At 43.5% G+C, this 22,636-nt stretch carries 19 protein-coding genes; 2 read left to right on the top strand and 17 right to left on the bottom strand.

Translation table 11 applies throughout. The annotated features are described in order from the left end of the window. Positions 1–38: 38 nt before the first annotated feature. The 6 genes from HGO97_RS00465 to HGO97_RS00440 form a co-directional block, all read right to left on the bottom strand. A complete protein-coding gene (locus HGO97_RS00465; protein ID WP_216238373.1) occupies positions 39–2,021 on the bottom strand; it encodes a sodium-translocating pyrophosphatase in 1,983 nt (660 codons plus the stop codon). 367 nt (positions 2,022–2,388) lie between these two features. After that, on the bottom strand, positions 2,389–3,477 hold the full coding sequence (locus HGO97_RS00460; RefSeq protein ID WP_216238372.1) for a M24 family metallopeptidase: 1,089 nt from the start codon (positions 3,475–3,477) through the stop codon (positions 2,389–2,391). A 134-nt stretch (positions 3,478–3,611) separates the two neighbouring features. Then, positions 3,612–4,364 (bottom strand): ABC transporter ATP-binding protein, encoded by a 753-nt coding sequence (locus HGO97_RS00455; RefSeq protein ID WP_216238363.1) that lies wholly within the window; start codon positions 4,362–4,364, stop codon positions 3,612–3,614. Next, positions 4,351–6,333 (bottom strand): FtsX-like permease family protein, encoded by a 1,983-nt coding sequence (locus HGO97_RS00450; RefSeq protein WP_216238361.1) that lies wholly within the window; start codon positions 6,331–6,333, stop codon positions 4,351–4,353. The genes HGO97_RS00455 and HGO97_RS00450 overlap by 14 nt, the downstream gene beginning before the upstream one ends. 20 nt (positions 6,334–6,353) lie before the next feature. After that, positions 6,354–7,112: an ATP-binding protein gene (locus HGO97_RS00445; protein WP_216238359.1), complete on the bottom strand. Its 759-nt coding sequence runs from the start codon at positions 7,110–7,112 to the stop codon at positions 6,354–6,356. Further along, the gene (locus HGO97_RS00440) at positions 7,094–7,813 is read right to left on the bottom strand and encodes a LytR/AlgR family response regulator transcription factor (RefSeq protein WP_216238357.1); all 720 of its coding nucleotides are present in this window, start codon (positions 7,811–7,813) and stop codon (positions 7,094–7,096) included. The genes HGO97_RS00445 and HGO97_RS00440 overlap by 19 nt, the downstream gene beginning before the upstream one ends. Before the next feature lie 218 nt (positions 7,814–8,031). On the opposite strand from HGO97_RS00440, the gene HGO97_RS00435 reads away from it, so the two are divergent. Both HGO97_RS00435 and HGO97_RS00430 read left to right on the top strand, forming a co-directional pair. After that, on the top strand, positions 8,032–9,105 hold the full coding sequence (locus HGO97_RS00435) for a sensor histidine kinase (protein ID WP_216238354.1): 1,074 nt from the start codon (positions 8,032–8,034) through the stop codon (positions 9,103–9,105). Further along, positions 9,095–9,808, top strand: coding sequence for a response regulator (locus tag HGO97_RS00430; RefSeq protein ID WP_216238352.1), 714 nt, complete (start codon positions 9,095–9,097; stop codon positions 9,806–9,808). The genes HGO97_RS00435 and HGO97_RS00430 overlap by 11 nt, the downstream gene beginning before the upstream one ends. A 154-nt stretch (positions 9,809–9,962) precedes the next feature. Here the strand turns inward: HGO97_RS00430 and HGO97_RS00425 are convergent, their stop codons facing one another. The 11 genes from HGO97_RS00425 to HGO97_RS00375 form a co-directional block, all read right to left on the bottom strand. Next, positions 9,963–10,943, bottom strand: a complete 981-nt coding sequence (locus HGO97_RS00425; RefSeq protein WP_216238349.1) for an ABC transporter permease — start codon at positions 10,941–10,943, stop codon at positions 9,963–9,965. A gap of 4 nt (positions 10,944–10,947) precedes the next feature. Continuing rightward, positions 10,948–12,435, bottom strand: coding sequence for a sugar ABC transporter ATP-binding protein (locus HGO97_RS00420; protein ID WP_330654132.1), 1,488 nt, complete (start codon positions 12,433–12,435; stop codon positions 10,948–10,950). Positions 12,436–12,527: 92 nt separating this feature from the next. Then, a complete protein-coding gene (locus HGO97_RS00415; RefSeq protein WP_216238347.1) occupies positions 12,528–13,661 on the bottom strand; it encodes a substrate-binding domain-containing protein in 1,134 nt (377 codons plus the stop codon). Positions 13,662–13,770: 109 nt separating this feature from the next. Then, positions 13,771–14,721, bottom strand: a complete 951-nt coding sequence (locus tag HGO97_RS00410; RefSeq protein WP_216238345.1) for a phosphotriesterase family protein — start codon at positions 14,719–14,721, stop codon at positions 13,771–13,773. Positions 14,722–14,740: 19 nt separating this feature from the next. Beyond that, on the bottom strand, positions 14,741–15,589 hold the full coding sequence (locus tag HGO97_RS00405; RefSeq protein ID WP_216238344.1) for a MurR/RpiR family transcriptional regulator: 849 nt from the start codon (positions 15,587–15,589) through the stop codon (positions 14,741–14,743). A gap of 371 nt (positions 15,590–15,960) precedes the next feature. Next, positions 15,961–16,809 carry a MurR/RpiR family transcriptional regulator gene (locus tag HGO97_RS00400; protein WP_216238342.1) on the bottom strand — a complete coding sequence of 283 codons (849 nt, stop codon included), beginning with the start codon at positions 16,807–16,809 and terminating at the stop codon, positions 15,961–15,963. 126 nt (positions 16,810–16,935) lie between these two features. Next, positions 16,936–17,904, bottom strand: coding sequence for a D-2-hydroxyacid dehydrogenase (locus HGO97_RS00395; protein WP_216238340.1), 969 nt, complete (start codon positions 17,902–17,904; stop codon positions 16,936–16,938). Between the two features lie 48 nt (positions 17,905–17,952). After that, positions 17,953–19,491, bottom strand: a complete 1,539-nt coding sequence (locus HGO97_RS00390; protein WP_216238337.1) for a xylulokinase — start codon at positions 19,489–19,491, stop codon at positions 17,953–17,955. A gap of 21 nt (positions 19,492–19,512) precedes the next feature. Continuing rightward, positions 19,513–20,355, bottom strand: a complete 843-nt coding sequence (locus HGO97_RS00385) for a class I fructose-bisphosphate aldolase (protein ID WP_216238335.1) — start codon at positions 20,353–20,355, stop codon at positions 19,513–19,515. Between the two features lie 90 nt (positions 20,356–20,445). Further along, positions 20,446–21,483: a zinc-dependent dehydrogenase gene (locus HGO97_RS00380; RefSeq protein WP_216238333.1), complete on the bottom strand. Its 1,038-nt coding sequence runs from the start codon at positions 21,481–21,483 to the stop codon at positions 20,446–20,448. A 439-nt stretch (positions 21,484–21,922) separates the two neighbouring features. Then, positions 21,923–22,636 carry a tryptophan synthase subunit alpha gene (locus HGO97_RS00375; RefSeq protein ID WP_216238330.1) on the bottom strand — a complete coding sequence of 238 codons (714 nt, stop codon included), beginning with the start codon at positions 22,634–22,636 and terminating at the stop codon, positions 21,923–21,925.

The following is a 22,636-nucleotide window of genomic DNA, read 5'->3' as shown; positions in this document are numbered from 1 at the left end:
CGGGACGCCCTTTTCTTTTTCTAAAAATCTAGTCTTTCCTACAGCAGTCCGCCAATGGAAAGGAATAATGGAGCAAATACCAATGATACGATGGTCATGAGCTTGATCAAGATGTTGATTGACGGTCCTGATGTATCCTTGAACGGATCTCCTACGGTATCGCCTACAACGGCTGCCTTATGTGCCTCACTGCCTTTTCCGCCGTGACTGCCTTCCTCTATGTACTTCTTCGCATTGTCCCAGGCTCCACCTGAATTGGACATGAAGATTGCCATTAGGACACCTGTAACGAGCGCACCCGCGAGCATTCCACCCAAAGACTGTGGTCCAAGGATGACACCGACCAGCAATGGTGCTGCCACCGCCATGGCACCCGGAAGGAGCATCTCTCTCAATGCTGCTGTAGTGGAGATTGCCACACAGGATTTATAGTCTGGCCTTTCAGTCCCCTTCATGATGCCTGGTTTCTCACGGAACTGACGTCTTACCTCCTCGATCATCTTATAAGCCGCTTTGGAAACGGACTCCATCGTAAATGCTGAGAATAAGAATGTCAGCATACCACCAATGAACATTCCGATAATGACACGGTAATCCAGAATATCAATATTATCCAGCTTCACAGCATTTGCATAGGATACGAATAATGCCAGAGCTGTCAGAGCCGCAGAACCGATTGCGAAACCTTTTCCCATAGCTGCAGTTGTATTTCCTACGGAATCCAGCTTATCTGTGATCTCACGGACAGATTCATCCAGACCGGACATCTCCGCAATACCCCCTGCATTATCAGCAATAGGGCCATATGCATCGACGGCAACGGTAATACCTGTTGTGGAAAGCATTCCAACTGCTGCCAGGGCGATTCCATACAGGCCGCACACCTGGAAAGCCACGAAGATTCCAACACAGATCAGAAGCAGCGGCACTGCAGTAGACTGCATTCCGACTGCGATACCACTGATGATCGTCGTGGCTGCTCCTGTCTCTGACTGTTCGCCAATTCGTTTTACAAATTTATAATCTGCAGAGGTATAGACCTCTGTGATGATTCCGATCAATACGCCGACTACAAGACCTGCGATTACAGCAACTGCACCGTTAAAATCTCCAAACAGCACCTTGCTCAGTACAAGAGAGGCAATTACCACGAGAATAGCAGATACATAGCTTCCCATCTTCAGCGCTTTGTGCGGGCTGGACTTCTCATCACCCTTTACAAAGAAGGTTGCGATGATGGAGGCCAGAAGTCCGCATGCAGCAATCGCAAGCGGGAAAAGCGCACCGGATGCCTCAAAATAAACAACTCCCAAGGTAAGTGCTGATACCAGTGAACCTACATAAGATTCAAACAGGTCAGCTCCCATACCTGCAACATCTCCAACATTATCCCCCACATTATCTGCGATAACAGCCGGGTTACGCGGGTCATCCTCAGGTATCCCAGCCTCTACCTTACCGACCAGGTCGGCTCCAACATCGGCTGCCTTCGTATAAATTCCGCCGCCCACACGGGCAAACAAAGCAATAGAAGAAGCTCCCAAACTAAATCCTGATAGGACATCCACATTGCCAGTCAGGATATACACAACGCTCACGCCAAGTGCTCCCAGACCTGCAACACACATTCCCATGACTGCACCGCCGGAAAATGCGATAGACAACGCTTTGTTCATGCCGCTCTCTTTTGCGGCATTGGCTGTCCTGACATTTGCCTTTGTTGCCACATTCATTCCAAAGTATCCTGCGAGTGTGGAAAATAATGCCCCTACCACAAAGCATACAGCTGTCACCCAGCTTCCAATGCCCACACCGATCAATACAAACAATACAGCTACAAAGATGACCAGTATCTTATACTCTGCTGTCAGGAAGGCTCGTGCTCCTTCGCTGATCGCACTGGCGATCTCTTTCATCTTGTCGTTCCCAGCATCCTGTCTGCCGACCTTCACTGCAAGATATACAGCAAAGAGCAGAGTAAGGATTCCTACCGCTGGAACCACATACAATAACTTTTCCATTTTTATCCTCCTGATTTATAATACCTATCCTTTGGCTTCTGGCTCATCCTAGAACGCCCCTCCTTTCCTGCCATCCGCCTCTTGAAAAGAGCTCAGTCAACAGACCAAGCCCTTCGCTTACTAATATGATACTGTCTTACGACAAATTTTGCAAGAAAAAGCGGTCATTCTTGCAAAAAAATATTATTACTCACTCTTTTTGCAGATGACCGCTTTGACTTTTTATTCACTTTTCCAGTACTCTTGGCAAATTCCAAAGTTTTTTCAGATTTATTCACTTCTCTTCACAATGCATTTTTCACAATGTGAAATGTCATTTCACAATCTTACCACTTTGTTCTGTATACCGTACTGTCTCTCTTATCGATTACTCCTCGATTGGAACAATGATCAGATCTTTTGTATAGCTGTTCAGGACTTCACATCCGTCTTCTGTGATGATTACAAGGTCTTCGATACGAACACCGATTCCTTCATCTGGAAGGTAGATACCTGGCTCAACGGAGAAGCACTGTCCTGGTTTGATGATGTCTTCGTTTACAGAAGAAACATCGCCGAACTCGTGATCTTCCAGACCGATTGAGTGTCCAGTTCTGTGTGTGAAGTATGGGCCATAGCCTTTTTCTGTTATGTAGTCACGGCATGCAGCGTCAACATCGCACATTCTGTTGCCTGGTTTTGCTGCTGCGATTCCTCTCATGTTAGCTTCTACAACGATATCATAGATTTCTTTTGCTCTGTCAGAAACTTCTCCAAGGAATACAGTTCTTGTCATATCTGATGCATAAGCATTCTTGAATCCACCGATGTCAAGGATGACACAGTCGCCGCGTTTACCCTTGGAATCATCTGTTACGTGATGAGGATCGGCTGCACCTTTTGCATATGCTGTGATCGGGTCGAAGGAAACATCCTCGCATCCAACTTCTTTGTAGATCTCACGAACTTTTTCGTTGAGCTGTCTCTCTGTCAGGCCTTTGCCTACCCATGGAATCAGCTTGTCCATAACGATGTCGTTCAATCTTGAAGATTCACGCATTAATTCCTGTTCTTTCTCGTCTTTGATCATTCTGATATAGTCAACGATCATTGATCCGTTCATGAACTTGCTTCCTGCGCCTAATTCCTGTAATCTGAGCAGGAATCTTGCCGGCCAGATCTTGTCGATTCCGATCGGTTTATCTTTTTCAACGAACTGTGACAGAATCTCTACTCCATCCTGTACGTCATTATACCATACGATTTCTACCCCAAGGTCTTTTTCCTGTGGGAACAGCTCGTTGATCATCATCTTGTGGTTACCGTTTACATTCAGATATAATGCTAACAGTCTCTCTCCCGGAACGATCATCTTTCCTGTGAGCCAGAAAATGGTAAGAGGATCCGCGATAATCATCTGCGGCATATCTTTTTCCTTCATTGCCTCCAGTATTCTGTTTAACTTTCCTGTGTCCATTGTTAACTCCTCCTTTTTCTTGCATATTCGTATATGCAACTTTAATAAACATACCATAGTAATTGTAAGGCTATTTGTGCGGTATGTCAATAATCTATAGCGGAATCCTGTAAATTTATTGTATTTTTACTTCACTATAATTCTGCCATCCGATCAATGATCTTCCTGTAAAATTCGTCCCTGCTTTCCCCTGCACAGATCGTATCCAAAATGGTCCCGTCTTTTAAGAAGATAATTCTCTTGCAGTGGCTGGCCAACTGTGGATCATGAGTCACCATTATAATCGTTTTCTGAAAATCCTTATTTATGGTCTCCAACGCGTTGATTACGATATTACCAGACTTTGAATCCAGATTTCCCGTTGGCTCATCTGCCAGAATCAGGTCTGGATCATTTACCAGTGCGCGGCAGATCGCCGTCCTCTGCTTTTCCCCTCCTGAAAGCTCATAGGGGTTCTTCTTCATCAGATGTTCGATCCCGAATTTTGCCGCATAGGCCTTGGCTGCTTTCTTCATTTTCTCTGCTCTTTCTTTGCCCAGTATCATCGGAAGCATGATATTTTCCTCTACAGACAGGCTGTCCATCAAATAAAAGTCCTGAAAAATAAACCCAAGCTCCTTTTGTCTGATTTCAGCCAGCTCATCACCGAACAGTTCCTCTGTATCCTTTCCTTTGAAAAAGACTTTCCCCGCAGTCGGTTTATCGATCAGACCAAGGACCTTTAAAAGAGTGGTCTTTCCGCATCCTGACTTCCCCATAATTCCCACGAAATCATGTTCCTCCACAGCAAAATTCAGATTTTTCAGCACCTTTACATCCTGCTCACTATCTTTTAAAGCAGATTTGCGGTAGTTACGGACCAGATTTTTCACTTCAATAGCGTTCATGCTTCGTTTCCTCCTCTATCTTCCTCACCAAATATTGTGATATGAGTCCGGTCCCCACAGCGATCACTAAAAGATACGCGGCAAACACCAGTCCCCAGGCCTTCCAGAACGTATAATCCCCATATTTCGCCGGCTCAAAGATCCATCCATAGCACCCCTGATACACCAGACCCATACCGCCGCCAAAAAGAAGGGGGACCTTAATACCATTATAAATTTCCTTTTTTACAGTCCTTCGTCTGCTGCTTCGTTTCATTCCCATACAGTAAAAGAACTCATCCTGCCGCCTATAGAACGCCATTGCTGAAAAACCTTTCAGACCGATCAGGAACAGACAACTGAATACAAGTGCCATAAGAATGATGGCACGGCTCGCAAAGTTAAATGCATTCTGCATTTTCAGTCCATCCAGGAAATCGTCTGTAAAATATAGATTCGACGTCTCAATGTTCTCTACTTCATTTTTGATGCCTTCTTTATCCTCATATTTTTTCAGATCAGCAGCTGCATCTTTACGCATTGATTTCGGAATATGCATCAGAACAAGCAGATTTTGTTCATCCTCAATTTTACTGATTTTCCTCCACTGCTCCTCAAAATAGGAATCCGAGAACACGAGAACATTCGTATGCCATCCATCCAGGCTGTACTTTCCGACGACCGGACGCACAATCAATTCTGTTATATTACTCTTGTGAAAAGTCCCTTTCTCATAAATCGCTCCTGCCATAGATGCTTTTGACAATTCTCCACGATATCTCCCAATGTGGATGATGTCTGCCATATCTAAAATTCGGGACTTTGATTCGCGGTCCAAATATTTCATATACTGATCTACATATAAAATCTGGTCCCCTTTCAAATCTGCTGTCTCCCCTGTGATTTCTTCATAAGCACTCTCTGATATCCCAATATGCTGTACCATATTCCGTCCCACGACAGAAAACATAGGATACTGACTAATCTGGGCATCGTATTTTGCTTCAAAATCCCGGATATACCCTTCATCCTTCTTCGCCGCACACCATACTGCATCATAAGGATACCCTGCCGTATCCGGCTGCAGAGGAAGCGTCTCCGCAATCTGACCTGCCAGATACCCTATCGCCATAAAATGGATCAACGCAAGACTGAACATAATCAAATAATTAGAGCTGTATTGATGGTATAGCTGATTCAAGTGCAGAATATTTCGAAAATAGAGCCTCTCATTCTTTTTTAACAGTTCCAATATCATCCCTAATCCAAAATAAAGAAGTAAAAATATAGAGACCGACCAGATAATAATTGCTCGGTACGCACCTTTCGCCACATCTACCTTGAACGCGTAAATGCCATAAGCACACAGTCCCATCCCGACTAATACAAAAAGGAACCACTTTCCCTTCGGCCGTATCTCCTTTTTCTGCTTATCCTCTGCCAGATCAGACGCATTCTTTTCCCCGATGATGATCATAACGGAAAGAAGTGCTCCCAGCATAATTACAATGCTCAAGAGCATCGTATTTCTATAAATGCTAAATGGCACTCGCATATGAATCTTATACGCAGGATCAATCCTAACAAGAAGTTTCTGACAGCCGAACAGAACACCGTTCCCCAAGATCAGGCCTCCGATAATGGACATAAAAATACCCGTTCCCGACTCCAGGAGGAGCATCTTAAACACCATTCCCCTTTTCATTCCTAAGGTAAGAAACATTCCATAGTCACGGACTCTGACCTTCATATAATATTTCATCGAAAATACCATCACAAAAATACTGATCACAATGATAATGGCTGCAGCTATTTTGAACTGCATCGTAAAGATATAACGGGTGGTACTGTCCTCAATTCCCGCCAATAGCGAATACTTTAATGCCAGGAATGTAAAAAGCATGGTAATTGCCATCATCTCACTAATGAAAAACAAAATATAGTTTTTTAGATTATACTTAAAATTCTTAATGATTATTTTAAAAAGCATCTTTCTCTCCCATTCTATGATTACAGATACAAAAGCACCTCGGCCGCGAACCTGCCCCGGCCGCAGTCTAATTTCAATGTTCCATTATTCTTGTCCACCATGCTCTGCACACTGTATAATCCAATCCCGTGCTCCCCTTGATTCCTTTTTGTCGTCATGAACTTCCCATTTTTCTTAGCTACAGAAGTCTCGCAGCTATTTTCAATCCGAATATACAGGATGCTTTCATCCGCTCTCATGAAAATATTCATCCACTTCTCTTCTGTTCTTTCAGCCCCCTGGACCGCATTTTCCAGTAAATTGCCTAAAATGGCAGTCAGATCAAAAGAATGGACCGAGACCTCCATGGAAATCTCCACTTTCCATTGAATTTCGATGCCGGCATCCTTGGCCTGCTTGATTACATAATTAAGAATACTGTCTATCTCCTTTTTGCCTGTAAAGACATATTCCTTCGTCTGTTCCAGATACCCCTCAATCTCCTCAATATAACGAAGGACCTGTGTATCCTGACTTTCATTCGCCAGACCGCCCAGCACGATCAGATGATGCCTAATATCGTGTCTGAACACCTTCATCTGGCTCTGCGCATCAGCCATGATCTGCAGCTGATTGCTATATGCTTCGATCTGTCTTTCCAATTCCTTCTCTCTTCTGCGCTTTCGATTCCAATGTATATACAGAATCAGAGCCGTTACAGAGAGAAACATACATGCCGTCAGAAGCACAATTAAAATCATTCCAAATCTATTGAGCATATCTATTGTAATTTCCTCCATAACCGCATCATCTTGCTTCGTACCTCTTTTCGGTGAGGCCTGCTGATGTTCAGCTCATCCCCATTTACCATAACAACGGACTCATAGTTATACTGCTTGATATAACGCATATTGATGAGAAAAGATTTATGTATCATAAGGAAGTCCTGGTCGAGCTGCTTCAAGACCTGTTCCATTTTCCCATAGAACATCGGAAAATCCCCCTTCCCCACTGGTATCAACCTGATCTGGCGTCCCTCACTCACAAAATAAAGAATCTCCTCATGCGGCACACGATAAAAACTCTGGCCGGATTGATACTCAAAAATTTCCTGCCCGCTTCCAAGCAGCTCCAGGAATACCTTCATCACTCTTTCCACAGCTTCATACCCAATAGGCTTCACTAAAAAGTCCAATGGACGCATTTTGAACAGGTCCAAGGCATAGTGTGTTTTTGATGAAATATAGACAATCTGCAGCTTCTGATTCTGACAGACCGCCCTGATATGCCTCCCAATTTCCACACCGCTCAAGTCTGGCAGTTCTATGTCCAGAAATACAATATCAAATTTCTTTTCTTCCAGTCTTTCTACAAAATCATTTCCTAAGAAAAATGTTTCTATAGAAATTTCCGCATCTGTCAATTCACAGAACCGATCTAAACATTTTCTTATTTTTTCGCATGTGATTTTTTCATCGTCACAGATCGCAATCTGATACATAATCCCTCCCCCCTTTCTCTGGCCCGCTTATTCCATGTATTTATTATACCATACAGGCACATCTTTTTAGGATTACCGTTTTTGACAAAAACATGGTCCGTTTTTTACAACCCGATTTCCAAGTTGATATGGATTTTTTCTTGTTTTATGATATGCTTGTTATAGTATGTCTTCTGGCATTCGCTGCCCAGTAAGTATGGATCGAGGTGATTTTAAGATTGAACAGACATATATTTAGAAATCTGGGAATAACTTTGCTCGGGCTGCTCGCTGCAACTGCACTTTCCTTTTTATTCTTCCATCTGGGACATAAGAATTCCGCTAACATAGCACTGATCTACATTCTTGCTTTGATACTGATTGCACTTAATACGACTGGATATCTCTACGGAATCCTGGCCTCACTGTTCTGCGTATCAGCAGTGAATGTATTCTTCACTTATCCTTTTTATAAGATGGACTTTTCCATTGCCGGATACCCTATTACATTCGTTGGGATGCTTGCGATCAGTCTGATCACCAGCACCACTACGACGCGGATAAAAAAGCAGAAAGCCATCTTAGACGAACGGGAACGGAAGCTGGCAGAAGCAGAGAAAGAACGCATCCGCGCGAACCTGCTGCGGGCTGTATCGCACGATCTGCGCACTCCCCTGACAAGCATCATTGGTTCCTCCGCCTCTTATTTGGAGGACCAGGAGAACCTAACACAGGAAGAAAAGATTGAATTGATCGCGAATATCAACGAGGATGCGCATTGGCTTTTGAATATGGTAGAGAACCTTCTGACGGTCACACGTATCCAAAACGATTCCGGGCTCGTGATCAAATCGCTGGAAGTCGTGGAAGAAGTCGTCGGAGAGGCCATCACCCGGGTGCAGAAACGACATCCCAAGCTGACCGTCCACGTCTCCATGCCAGAGGATTTTCTAATGATTCCAATGGACGCAACACTGATCGAACAGGTCCTGATCAACCTGATGGAGAACGCCTTCCTGCATGCCCAAAGCAAGGAGCCGATCGATCTGATCATCGAGAACATGGACCAAGAGGTTGTTTTTCGGATCAGAGACCACGGAATCGGCTTGGACGAAGAACAGATTCCTTATATATTTGAAGGAAAATACAGCAGTGAACACACAGATAGCTACCGCGGCATTGGCATCGGATTGTCCATCTGTAAGACAATCATTACTGCGCATACCGGTATGATTTGTGCCCTGAACCATGAGGATGGGGCCGAATTTTCATTTGCACTTCCAAAAGAAAAGGAGAACGAAGATGACGCCTAAGTTTACAATACTCATCATCGAGGACGAAAAGAATATACAGACCTTTGTCGGAAAAGTTTTGAAAAAACATGATTATAAGGTTCTATATGCGGACAACGGAAAGGAAGGGCTGAACCTCATCCACTCCCAGTGTCCCGACATCATATTGCTGGATCTGGGGCTGCCGGACATCGACGGCAACGAGGTCATAAAAGAAGTGCGGACCTGGAGCAGCATCCCCATCATCGTGATATCTGCGCGCTCCGCAGAAAAGGAAAAGGTATCCGCGCTTGACCTGGGAGCCGATGACTACCTTACAAAGCCGTTTGGCACTTCCGAACTGCTCGCAAGGATCAGAGCCTCTCTAAGACACAGTAATCGTCTGAATACAGACAGTACACTTTACATAAGATCCTATCGCTGCGGCGGCCTGGTACTGGACTTTTCCAAACGTCTCCTTACCATTGATGGCGAGAAGGTCCATCTGACGCCGATCGAATATAAAATCGTCGCTTACCTGGCCCAGAACTCAGGAAAAGTCATGACATATGCCTCTATCCTGTCGAACGTGTGGGGACCTTATGCAGATGACGATAACAAGATCCTCAGGGTCAATATGGCGAACATCCGGCGGAAGCTGGAATCCGATCCGGCACAGCCGAAGTATATCTTTACGGAGGTCGGTGTGGGATATCGAATGAAAGAAGATGAATTTGAAGGATAAAAAAGTACTCTGTCGGTCCGGCTGTCTTTGAACGCTTCCGGTCCGTCAGAGTACTTTTTCTATCTGCTGATTTTTTATTTTTATGTATGACCTCTATCTTTGCCCCGCGTCAAAGTGAGGATTCAAAATTCGCTTCGCTGCTTCCTTGATGAGGCTAAGCTATTTTCTTCTTTTTAGAAAAGATACCTGATACCTTTTGTTGTACTACCTCAAGATATACAGCTACAATGATGATCAAACCAGTTGCAATATATTGATAGAACGTATCCATCCCCACAACAACAAGACCAATCTTAAGGGCCGATAAGATCAACGCTCCAAGAACTGTTCCAAGGATGCTTCCTTTTCCTCCTGCCAAGCTTGTACCACCGATTGCTGCTGCAGCGATCGCATTGAGTTCATAACCCTCGCCTCCAGTAGGTTCCCCTGTTCCCAGGCGGGCAAGCGTCACCATACCAGCCATGGCTGCTCCCATACTGCAGAGCATATATGCCATAATCTTAAACTTATCTGTATTCACACCGGAAAGCTTTGTGGCTTCTTCATTTGATCCAATCGCATAAATATACACGCCTGTTTTTCTCTTCTTTAACACAAAGGAATATACAATCGACATCAAAACTAACACAATCATAGACATCCTGAGATTCGGCACGATAGAATACTGGAAAATCTCCCGGTACTCCTTTGGGATGTTCAGCACCGGCCAGCCTCCAGTGATCAAATATGCAATTCCTCTCAACACACTGTTCGTACCCATTGTAGCAATGAACGGCTGCAGCTTCATTTTTGTTACCAGCACTCCATTGATAATTCCTATAAAGGCACCCAGCCCCAGTCCGACCAATACCACCACAAGAGGAGGAACACCAGCCACCGCAAGTCTGCCGCACGTCACAATGCTCACAGCCATAGCAGAACCAACGGAAAGATCGATTCCCCCTGTGATAATCGCACATGTCACTCCAATAGCGAGGAAACCATTTACTGTTCCCTGCTCCACGATATCCATCAGGTTGCTGATTTCAAGATATCTTGGAGCTATGATGGAAAATATAACAATGATAAACAAAAGTGCCAATAATGTAGACAACTCTCTCGAATATGATTTTATGCTCTTCTTTAGTTTCTCCATATCCCTACTCACCTATCGCATGGCCCAGTAAATTCGTTTCGCTGAATTCCTCTCTGTTTACCAGGGCTGACATACGTCCTTCCTTTAATACAATAATTCTGTCACTCATTCCTATGACCTCAGGAAGCTCTGAAGAAATCATAATAATAGATTTTCCTTCTGCGACAAACTCTTCCATTAAGGCATAAATTTCTGCTTTTGCACCGACGTCCACTCCCTTGGTCGGTTCATCAAAAATAAGGATATCCACATTGGTCGCTAACCACTTGGCCAAAATCACCTTCTGCTGATTGCCTCCTGACAGATTTTGTGTCAGATGTTCCGGATCCATAATGTTAAGCTGTACCTTTTTCCCGAAAGTCTCAAAGCTTTTATAAATCAACTGTTTATTTAAACCGATTCCTTTATAGAAAGATGGCAGTGCCGCCAGCCCCATATTCATCGCATTACTCATTACCGGCACAAATCCTTCACTCTTTCTATTTTCTGATATCAGACCAATTCCATTTTTAAGCGCTTCCTGCGGTGACTTTATATCTACCTTTTTCCCATGTATAAAAATTTCACCGCTCGTTTTTTTATCTATTCCAAAAATGGCCCTCATGACCTCCGTCCGTTTTGCACCTACCAATCCTGAGACTCCCAGGATTTCACCTTTATGTAGTACAAAACTAATATCTCGGAAACCATTTCCGTTAAGTCCCTGCACATCCAATACGATTTCGTCCTGCACACAGGACGGTTTCATTCTCACTGCATAGCTGGACACATCCCGTCCGACCATATTTTTTATCAATTCCTCTTTTGTCATATCAGCAACAGCCGCAGTCATAATATAGCTCCCATCCCGCAAAATGGTAGCACGATCTGCTATACGGAATATCTCATCCAGCTTATGGCTGATATATAGGATCGTAATTCCCTTGTTCTTTAATTCTTCTATAATTTTAAATAGTCGTTCCGTTTCAGCATTTGACAGAGATGCCGTCGGCTCATCAAAGGATATGATCTTTGCATTGTGGTAGAGCGACTTGGCTATTGCAATCATCTGTAATTCCCCGACACTTAAGCCCTGGATGCTGTCTCTGCTTTTGAATCTACAGCCGAGCTGTTCAAGGATCTCATCTGTCCTTTTGTAAATATCCTGATAGTCCAGCCTTCCTTTCCTTTGGATTTCAAATCCGAGGGCTATATTCTGTCCCACCGTCAGACATTCTACCATATGTATTTCCTGATGTACCTTTGCGATCCCATATTTCAACGCCTCTACCGGAGTCTCAAAATTAACCTTTTCTCCTTCGATATAGACATCTCCCTCTGTGGCTGTAAAAACACCATGCAGAATGTTCAGCAATGTAGACTTCCCTGCTCCATTCTCTCCGAGAAGTGCGTGCACTTCTCCTTTGTTGATTGAAAATGATACACCTTTCAGCGCATACACACCAGGAAATTTTTTCTGTATATTATCAAACCGAATCATTGTCTCACTCACAAAGCACTGCTCCTTTCTTTTCGGCTCCATCTCTGTTGATATTGCCTGAAAGCAGACCAGCCGGCATGGCAGCACCGGCTGGCAGCTTTTCTTTATTCAAATGTAGGTGCTTCCCAGCCTAAGTTTTCCTCTGCTGTCTTATCGACATTAGTAGAATCCAGCATCCTGCAAGGTGTAAATACTACCTTCGGGACATCTTGTCCGATCATCCAGCGGTAGCAGACCTCTGCCGCCATATATCCCTCATAATATGGGAAGGAATCAATCGTTGCAGCCATTTCTCCGGCGCGGATAGAATCATATGCTTCTGACTGTCCGTCACATCCGATTACATAGATATCCTTATTCAGCTCCAGATTTGCTTCCTTCACTGCTTCAACAACACCTAATGCCATAACATCGTTGTTACAGAAAACAGCCTTTAAATCAGGATAGGTCTTCAAAAATGTTGCCGCTACATCTTTCGCCTTTGAACGGTCCCAGTCTGCATTTTGTTTTGCCACCACTTCGATATCTGGATTATTCTCTTTGAACCAGCTTTCAAATCCCTCTGTCCTGTTTCTCGTCACGCCTGTCTTCGCCATGCCCATGACGATTGCGACTTCACCTTTGCCGCCGATCTTATCATTGACCCATTCCGCTGCGATCTCACCTTGTTCTAATGAGTTCGGACCAACAAACATATCCGCTCCATTAAACTCATTATTTACCGCAAAGACCGGGATATCCGCATCATGAGCAGCTTCTATTCCCGGCAGACAGTTTGCATCAGAAATCGGTGATAAAAGAACCGCATTCACACCCTGTCTTACCTGATCCTTTAAGATGGACAACTGTCCTTCTTCATCACTTTCGCCCATTGGGGAGGTCGTATCTACCGTTAGTTTTCTTCCTGCTGCCTTGGCATCGTCCGCAAATCCTTCATAACCATTGGCAATTTCCTGCCACACAACGTTTTCGAAAGCCTTTACATTACCGGCAAAGCTGAACTCTTTATCTGATTTGGAGATTGCGCCTAACTTCTCTCTCAAATCCTCAAAGCTTATGGCATCCTTCTCATCTAATGGGTTGAACGTCTCATCTGTTGAAGCCCACTTCGTTTTCTGTGAATCCTTGGAAGCATCCTTCTCTCCCCCATCAGAGTCTCCTTTTGAACTTCCGCACCCACCCAGCACCATCGTTCCTGTCAGTGCCAGACATAACAGCAATGCAACTTTCCTCTTCATACTTTTTCCTCCATATTCTTTTAAATTAGTTAAACTAAGTTAACCCGTACCTTACACACTAATCCTTTCGTGTGCCTTCAATGCTCTTTTTCTGCTTAGATCACCACAATCATCTGCAAAGAGCTTTTTTCGGATTTTCCTGCGTTATCTGTATGATTTCCTGATCCGTAAAACCTTGCTTTTTTAATGCCGGAATAAAAGTTGTCAATATGTAATCCATCCCGCATCTCCCTTCATAATTCTTCAGTCTGTCCGCTGTGGGATCTGTAGAGATCAGAATCTGATCTAAATAACCTTTGTCTATCATATGCCTTAACATCCTGATCTCCGACTCATTATCATGGAACTCAAACAGCGTGATCGTATCATATTCCATAAATACACCCGATGCCGCAATTTCCTCATGTATAGAAAGCTCTTCGACCTGCCTGTCTACATGACAGATCAATATCCGATTCTCTTTCAGCCCTTGTTCTTTCAAAAGCTGTATTGCCTCAAGTGCCCCCTTTCCATACTCTGTATGCAGCATGAGTGAGGTGCCCGTTTTCGCTGCTGCGCGCCCTGCTGCTTTCAAAAGCACCTCTGTCCTGCCGCTGACTCCTTCGTTTGTCAGCATGGCTTTTACAAGACCAGCTCTGATATCCGTCTGGTAGGAAGGCCAACCATAGCACCCTCCCAGAAACATTCCCTCTGTCAGTTCACGTACGAAAAGTTCCTCCAGTTCTTCCTCTGGCGTGCTCCATATCCAGTGGTCTTCCCTATAAAATATTGGGATATGATAACCTGTACATGCAATCACCTGGACCCCTGATACCTCAGATGCACTTTTTAGGGCAAGTGCATCCCGGCCTGTTGCTAATGGATTGGCATCGACCAAGGTATTTCCGCCTGCTTTCTTGTACATCTGCAGCTCCTTGATCGACGCTGCCAGATTATTCAGTCTAAGCTCTGGGTTCGTGAGTAATGCCGGTGTCTGCGTAATATACACATGTTCATGAGGCTGACAGTGTCCTATATTCTCTTCCTCCACCCGTCCAGTCACTGTTTCTATATATCCCATCTATTCCACCCGCCTTTTGTTAAAATTTATTTTCTGATGTGGCCTTTCTTGTCTTTTGGATCGCCTGGTAAGATTCTTCGTATTTCTTCAAAGCGATCATCGAAACAATCACATCCAACACCGCTAACTGCGCAATTCTCGCACTGATGGATTCCGATTTAAAAATATTTTCCTCAGAATCCGTATAAATTGTGATGTCTGACATTCTCGACACAGGTGTCTTCCCCTTTGTCACAAGCGATATAATAAATGCCTTACTTCTTCTCGCTGTTTTCATACAGTCCACCACGTTTTTATTTGTCCCCGAATGGGAAATAAAAAAAGCGACATCTCCTTCGTCCAAAAGGGAGGCTGACATTAATTGCATATCTATATCTTCATATACATAAATCTGCACTCCCACCTTCATAAATTTATGCTGTACATCCCGGCCTACCAAAAGGCTGCCTCCAGTACCGGCAAAGACCACTTTTCCTGCGCGGATAATCTTATCTGCCGCTAATTCTAAGTCGTCTATATTGAGCATCGTACTTGTTCGTTTCAATACACTGATTTCTGAATGGAATATCTTTTTACAGATTGTCTCCGTATTGTCCTCTTCTGAAAGCTGAGGATTCAAATGCTGTATCTTAGAAAGCATATCCTTGGCAGCATTGATTTTAAAATCCTGATATCCTTTATACCCCATCTTCTTGCAAAAGCGTACTACTGTCGCATCGCTTACCTCGGCACACTCTGCAAGCTCGCTGATATTGCAGTTCAATACCTTTTGATAGTTCGACAGGATGTAGTCTGCTGCTTTTCTCTCTGTTGCAGTCAAAAATCTTAACTTTGCTCTAATATTCTCTCTGCATCCGATTTCCTGCATTTTCCCGCCCCTTGCCTTTTATCTTTTTATGTTTTCTTTCGTTATTGAAACTATACCATATCTGAAAATATTTTTCAACATGTTTTTTATTTTTTGTAAATTATTTTCAAATATATTCTTATTTTTTGTGCACTTTTTCATATGAATACCGCATTTTCATAGGTTCTAATTCTTTAATATTGAAAATATTTTACATTTTTACATTTTATATTCGGTTTATTTTTTCACAATCTACCTTTCACGCTTACTTTCATTTTCACTTCATACAAAACATAACGTAAAAATGGCACTTGAGTGAAAATTATTTTCTCTCAAATGCCATTCTCGATTTAGAATATTCTTTTATTTACCTGATACGTTTTGAAAGCCGTCTAATACTTATTCTGCGAAGTTGCTCTGCGCGTCTGCTGGATTGCCTGATAGGAATCCTCATAATCCTGGAAAGCAACAATTGCAACCAAACTATCAATAATCGCGAGCTGTGCGATCCTTGTGCTTACTGATTCTGATTTAAAAATCGTCTCTTCTGAAGCAGTATAAAGCACCACCTCTGCATTCTTTGAGACAGGTGTTTTTCCCTGACTCACAAGCGCAATACGTCCTGCACCACATTCAGCAGCATTCTTCATACAGTTTACCACATTAGAATTATAACCCGAGTGTGAGATACACAGTGCGACCTCATCCTCCTTCATCAATGACGAAGCCATCAGCTGCATATCCATATCTTCATAAACATATACCTGAATCCCAATCTTTAAAAACTTATGCTGAGCATCTTTGCCTACGAGCAAACTTCCTCCGCTGCCGAAGATCACCAGCTTTTTCGCATTGCGGATCATATGTGCGGCCCGTTCAACGGCCTCCAGATCTAACCCCGCCAGAGTCCTGTCCAAAACCGCAACCTCTGTTCCAAAAATCTTCTTACATATGGTTCCCATATCATCAGATGGCTCCAGACTAGGATTCAGATGCTTCTCCTTTGGCAGAAGATCCCTTGCTGCATTGATTTTAAAATCCTGATATCCTTTATACCCAAGACTTTTGCAGAAACGTACTACAGAGGCATCACTGACTCCAGCCTGTTCTGCTAATTCTGTAATATTACTGCTCAACACCTGATCATAATGATCCAGAACATATTTGGCAATTTTAGCCTCCGTGTTGGTAAGATGGTTCATCTTCCCCCTGATTTTTTGTTTACAGCTGATTCCTTCCAAAGCAATCCCTCCGTTTTCTCAACGCATACAGAGTATCTCTCTTGTATCTTTTGTATAGTAATGCACTCTTATTTTTTAATCATAACACAGGAATTGCCACTTTACAACGTTTCTGCCCTGACAGGCTTACGCTCTGTTTACAACATTTACAGGTTCCCCTTTCACGAACTGTTCCAAATTCTCTACAGCAATATTCATCAACCTCTGCCGGCTTTCCCTCGGCGCCCATGCAATATGAGGCGTAATAATACAGTTTTTGGCTGTCAGCAAAGGATTATCACCTCGAATCGGTTCCACAGAAACCACATCCAGCCCTGCCGCATATACTTTTCCACTGTTCAATGCTTCTGCCAGATCGTTTTCCACAATCAGCGGACCTCTGGAAGTGTTCAGGATGATAACCCCATCTTTCATCTTAGCAATACTTTCTTTATTTACAAGTCCTTCTGTAGAAGGGAACAGCGGACAATGCAGAGAAATCACATCTGCCCGACAAAACAGTTCTTCTCTGGATACATACTCTGCAATCTCGCGTCCCGCGTCGTTCGGATACTCATCATTCGCAATGACACGCATCCCTAGGGCCTTCGCTATTCTCCCTGTCTCCTGCCCGATTCTTCCAAATCCGATCACACCCATTGTCTTTCCTGAAAGTTCAATCAATGGATAATCCCAGAAACACCAATCAGGATTGCTCTCCCAGCGTCCTTCTCTGACTGCCTGATCATGATGACCAATATGGTGGCAGATTTCTAATAACATAGCAATTGCGAACTGTCCGACTGCCGCCGTGCCATATGTAGGGATATTACAGACCACGATTCCTCTTTCTTTGGCCGCCTGAATATCCACTACGTTATATCCGGTCGCCAGAACACCTATATATTCCAATTTAGGGCAGCTGTTAATCACTTCTCTCGGAAGAGGGGTCTTATTTGTTAATACCGCCTGTGCATCTTTGATCCGGTCTGTAATTTCCTGCCAATCAGTAAGAGAGGTCCTGTCATACACAGTCAGATCACCTATTTTCTCGAATCCTTCCCAGCTTAAATCCCCGGGATTTTCAGTATAACCATCCAAAATTACAATCTTCAATCTTATTCCTTCCTTTCCTCTGCCAATGGCGCTTCCTTTACACAACGTCTATTGTAATTCACTCCCTATTTTATATAGTTCCTTGATCTGCGGGTACAATTCTTTATACACTTGATATCTTTTGCCGTAAACTTCTTCATGCACAGGGCTGCTTTTTACAATTTGGTACACTTTCTTTTCCACCTTTTCTGCCGCCTCATAAACATGATCAAAAACGCCTGCACCAACTCCTGCGAGCAGCGCTGCACCAATCGGTGCCATATCATTCATATCAAGTATCTCGATATCTTTTCCCGTTATATCGGCTTTGATCTGAGCCCAGATCAAACTTTTAGCGCCTCCGCCTATCGATACAAACCTCTTGATTTTACGCCCTGTTACATGCTCTGCTATATCACTCAGCTGCCGAAGTCCATATCCACAGCTTTCCATGATTGCCCGGTTCATTTCCCTGCGTGTAGTCTGCAAAGAAAGTCCAAAAAACACACCTCTTGCATAAGGATCCCATATCGGGCTCCTTTCTCCCAGCATGTATGGAAGAAAAACAAGTCCGCCGCACCCCGGTGCCGCCAAACTTGCTTCCTCATTCATCAGTTCAAACGCTCTTCCTGCATTTCCCTTGGCTTCTGCCAGCATATCCTGGCAAAAATTGTCCCGGAACCATTGATAGGATGAACCGGTATGAGATAAAGCACCCTGATATATCCAGGTGCCTTCGACCACATGACAGCGGTTGATAAAACCTCTGTCAAATTTCGGCCGGTCCACACAGATTGTCAGGACATCCGTCGTACCGGCGGATTCACACACATCGCCATTCTTGGTAATTCCTGCGGCATAAGATGCACAGGCAGTATCTCCTCCTCCAATAATGACAGGCGTCTGCAGGGGAATCCCTAAGCGAATCAAGTCCTGATGAATCAGCCCGCCTACCACGTCTGTAGATGGATGCAGCGGCGGCAGCTTTAAAATGTCAATTCCTACCTTCTCACACAAAAACTTTGACCAGCCAAATCCTCCTGTTGTTTCAAAAAGATTCGTATACGAAGCATTCGAATAATCCATTGCAAACACTCCTGACATTCTCTGTACCAGCAGTGTATTGACATGGCCAAAATATTTCGTCTTTTCGTAAACCTTTGGAAGATTCCGTTTTATCCAGAGCATAGAGGTCCCGGATGTAGCCCCGGCCATTGCAGTATTCGCCGTAATCTTAAAGAGCTGCTCTTCTCCCACCGCCTCTTTGATCATCTCAGCTTCTTTTGTACTGCGACGATCAGAATAAATGATCGGGTCGACCAGCACTTCCCCATTCTCCCCCAGGGCCGCAAGCCCCGGACAGAGACTGGAAATACTGATTCCGGCCGTCTTTGACAGATCTATCTGTTTCCCATCTTTTAACAACCGTATACATTTCAGTAATGCCCTCCACATATCTTCTGTATCGATCTGAACATAATCCTGATTCGGCGTAATCATTCTATAAGAGCTGCTGCTCATTCCAATCACCCTGGCATTTTCATCAATTACGGCTGCTTTGATGCTCGTGGTACCTACATCTACACCCAATAAATACTTCTTCCCCATTTCAGACACCCATCTTTTATATTAGAATTCTTCGTAATTCTTATCATTCTCCAACTGTGCAAGAAGTTCTTTCGCCTCTTTTACACTATATCCCTCATGAATGATATAACGCAGTGCAATCACAAGAGCAGTTACATCCTTGTAGTCCCATACAAATCTTCCCATTGTAACACCACCGACTCCACAATCCATGGCTTCCCTTGTCATCTGAAGATAATCATCTAATGTTTTGCAGGAATCACCGCCCTGAATTACGATACGGAATGTAGACGGAACACATGCAACAACCTTCGCCATACTGTCTGGATCGCCCGTGTAAGTGGTCTTTACTATATCCATTCCCAATTCGCATGCACTTCTTACACAATAAGCAATATTTTCCCAAGATGTCCTCTTATCCATAGGAACGCTCTCCCCCTTCGGATATACATGTCCAATTAGAGGCATTCCTTTTCTCATGCATTCCTCTGAAAACTTGCCAATTGTTTCGAACTGCTCACCCTGAAAATCGCCTAACGTCATCGCCCCCATAGATACTGCATCAGCGCCCATACGGATTGCTTCATCTACAGTGCCAAAAACAGTATCCTTTGTCGGAGCAACAGGGGAATAATTGGAAACCTTCATGAGCATTGCTACATCCCCTGCATGTTTCCACATACAGTGCTCCGCGATTCCTTTTGTCATCGTCATCGCGTCCGGTCTTCCTACAATAATCTTATCAATCGTGTCCTGAATCTGATGCAGTCCTGTCATTGGCGCAATTCCTCTTGAAATTGCATGATCCACTGTAATCGCCATCATCTTTTTACTCTTCGGATTGACCAGTCTGCTCATTCTTACTTCTTTTCCTAACATTGCCATAATTCTTCTCTCCTTTATTTTAGAATATTTTGTTTAAAATCCTGCACAATTGCAGGTTAAACGTCCTTTTATGTATTCATGGGCTGTCGCTTAAGGCTCTATTAAAATTTTAAGCCCCTTTCCACTTTTACACATCTCATACGCTGCCTGAAATTCATCTATTTTATAGGTATGTGTCGCAATTTTATCTAAATTTATCTTGCCGCTGATTACCATATCTGCCGCTTCGAGATAATCTTCTCTTTTGTAGGCAGTACTGCCATTTACATTAATTTCATTATAGTGAATGGTATTGACCTCTATACTGCACTCTCCTGTACCTGCAAATCCAGCAAACAAATTGACTGTCCCACCCTTCTTACAGAGCTTTAACGTTGAATTCACTAATGCCGGTACTCCAATGGCCATCACAATGACATCTGCACCCATTCCCCGGGTCGCTTCTTTCACAATCTTCTCCAGATCTTCTTTCTCTGGATCTACTACTCTATCCGCGCCTAATTCCAAAGCAATCTGTCTTCTCATTTCATTAGGTTCACTGACAATGACCTGCTTCGCTCCGGCAATCTTCGATAACTGCATATGCATCAGACCAATGGGACCTGCCCCCACGATCAGAACTGAATCATTGAAGCCTGTCCCTGCATTTTTCAGCCCTCTGATGCAGCAGGCAAGTGGCTCAATTAAAGCTCCCGCTGTGAAGGATACCTGCTTAGGAAGTTTTATCACGTTGCCGCTTTTCATCGCGATTTCTGGTATCAGGACATATTCTTCGAAGCCGCCGTTAAATTCATACCCAATTGCCTTACGGTTCATACAGGCATTCTCCCGCCCCTCCAGACAAGCCGGACAGGAACCACAGGGAATTACATTCGCTATGGAGACTTTATCTCCGACCTCAAATCCTGTTACGTTTTTCCCCACCTCTGCAATGACTCCACACATCTCATGGCCGATAACGGATGGATAACGTACACCCTTTGTCTTTGCCCCTGTCAATATTCTCATATCCGTTCCACAGATAGCCGCCTTCTTCATCTCCAAAAGCATCTCATCATCACCGATCTCCGGCTTAGGCAGCTCTGTGGGAGCAAAATCATTTGGTGCATTTAATACAACTGCTTTCATATCTATTCACTCCTTTTTCTTAACTTGATTGAATCATATCATACTTGAAAAATATTTTCAATCTATTATTTTAATTTTGTAAAATATTTTCACTCGTTTGTCTTATAAAACACCTATATTCCTTTACTTTACTAACAAAGTTTATCCTTTTATCTTTATTTTAAAAAATATTTTTCAATTTTATATGTTTGATTTTTTCTATTTTCGTCAATACTATTGTAATTTTTTTTCAACACAAGAATAGCGAGTTTTGCTTTTGAAACATGCGCCCACATCGGTCGCATCGCGACATCTACCTCTTACGCCGCAATGTGCATCCCGCCCGGAGGGCTTTTTGTGATATAGGGAACAAAGTTTTCTGTATCATAAAAAAATCCTGTGAAAAGAGAAGCATCTTTTCACAGGATTTTCTATTCTTTGTATACGTAATTTCACACACTTAGCACTGTGCTTTATATCTTTTAATCATTTCTTTCATTGCTGGCACATCTTCATGCAGCTTTAAAATCGTGCTTCCAACGAATGCTGCATCTCCGCCCGCATCCTTTACCATCTTTACGTCCTCCGGGGCATGTACTCCCACACCGCAATAGATAGGACGTTCGATTCCACAGTCTCTTAAATGCTGGATACAGTCTTTTAATGTCGGATAATCTGGATTGATATTCCCGTTCGGCTTCGCCTGCATATAAACAAATCCATTGGAAGCCTTTGCTGACTCGATTTCCTCCGGCAGCATATGGAACTGCACGTAACAGGATACTTTCAGTCCGCTTGCTATGATTTCATTCTTGATTGTCTCATCCTTCAATCCGACCATCAGTACATCCTCAAAATCATTTTCCTTGCAGAATTTAATAAAACGTTCTGTCCCAATCTCTTCAATCGTGTTCTCATATGCCAGTACGAGGAAATGTACCTCTGGGAGACGCTCTTTAATGCGCACCATGCTTTCCATATATTTCTCGTAATCATCGCAGACCTCTAAGGCTTTTGCCATTCTGTCTGCTATGTATTCTCCCTCCAGATAAGGATTACGGGATGGAAAATCGATTTCCATCATGCGGCATCCTGCATCTGCGTACTCAATTGCGGTCTGATAGCTGCTCTCCAATGTAGGATAGCCGTTAGATAAGTATAAAATTACTTCCAT

The sequence above is a fragment of the Faecalicatena faecalis genome (assembly GCF_012524165.2).
Classification (GTDB): Bacteria; Bacillota; Clostridia; order Lachnospirales; family Lachnospiraceae; genus Faecalicatena_A; species Faecalicatena_A faecalis.
This window is presented reverse-complemented; position numbering and strand designations above follow the sequence as displayed.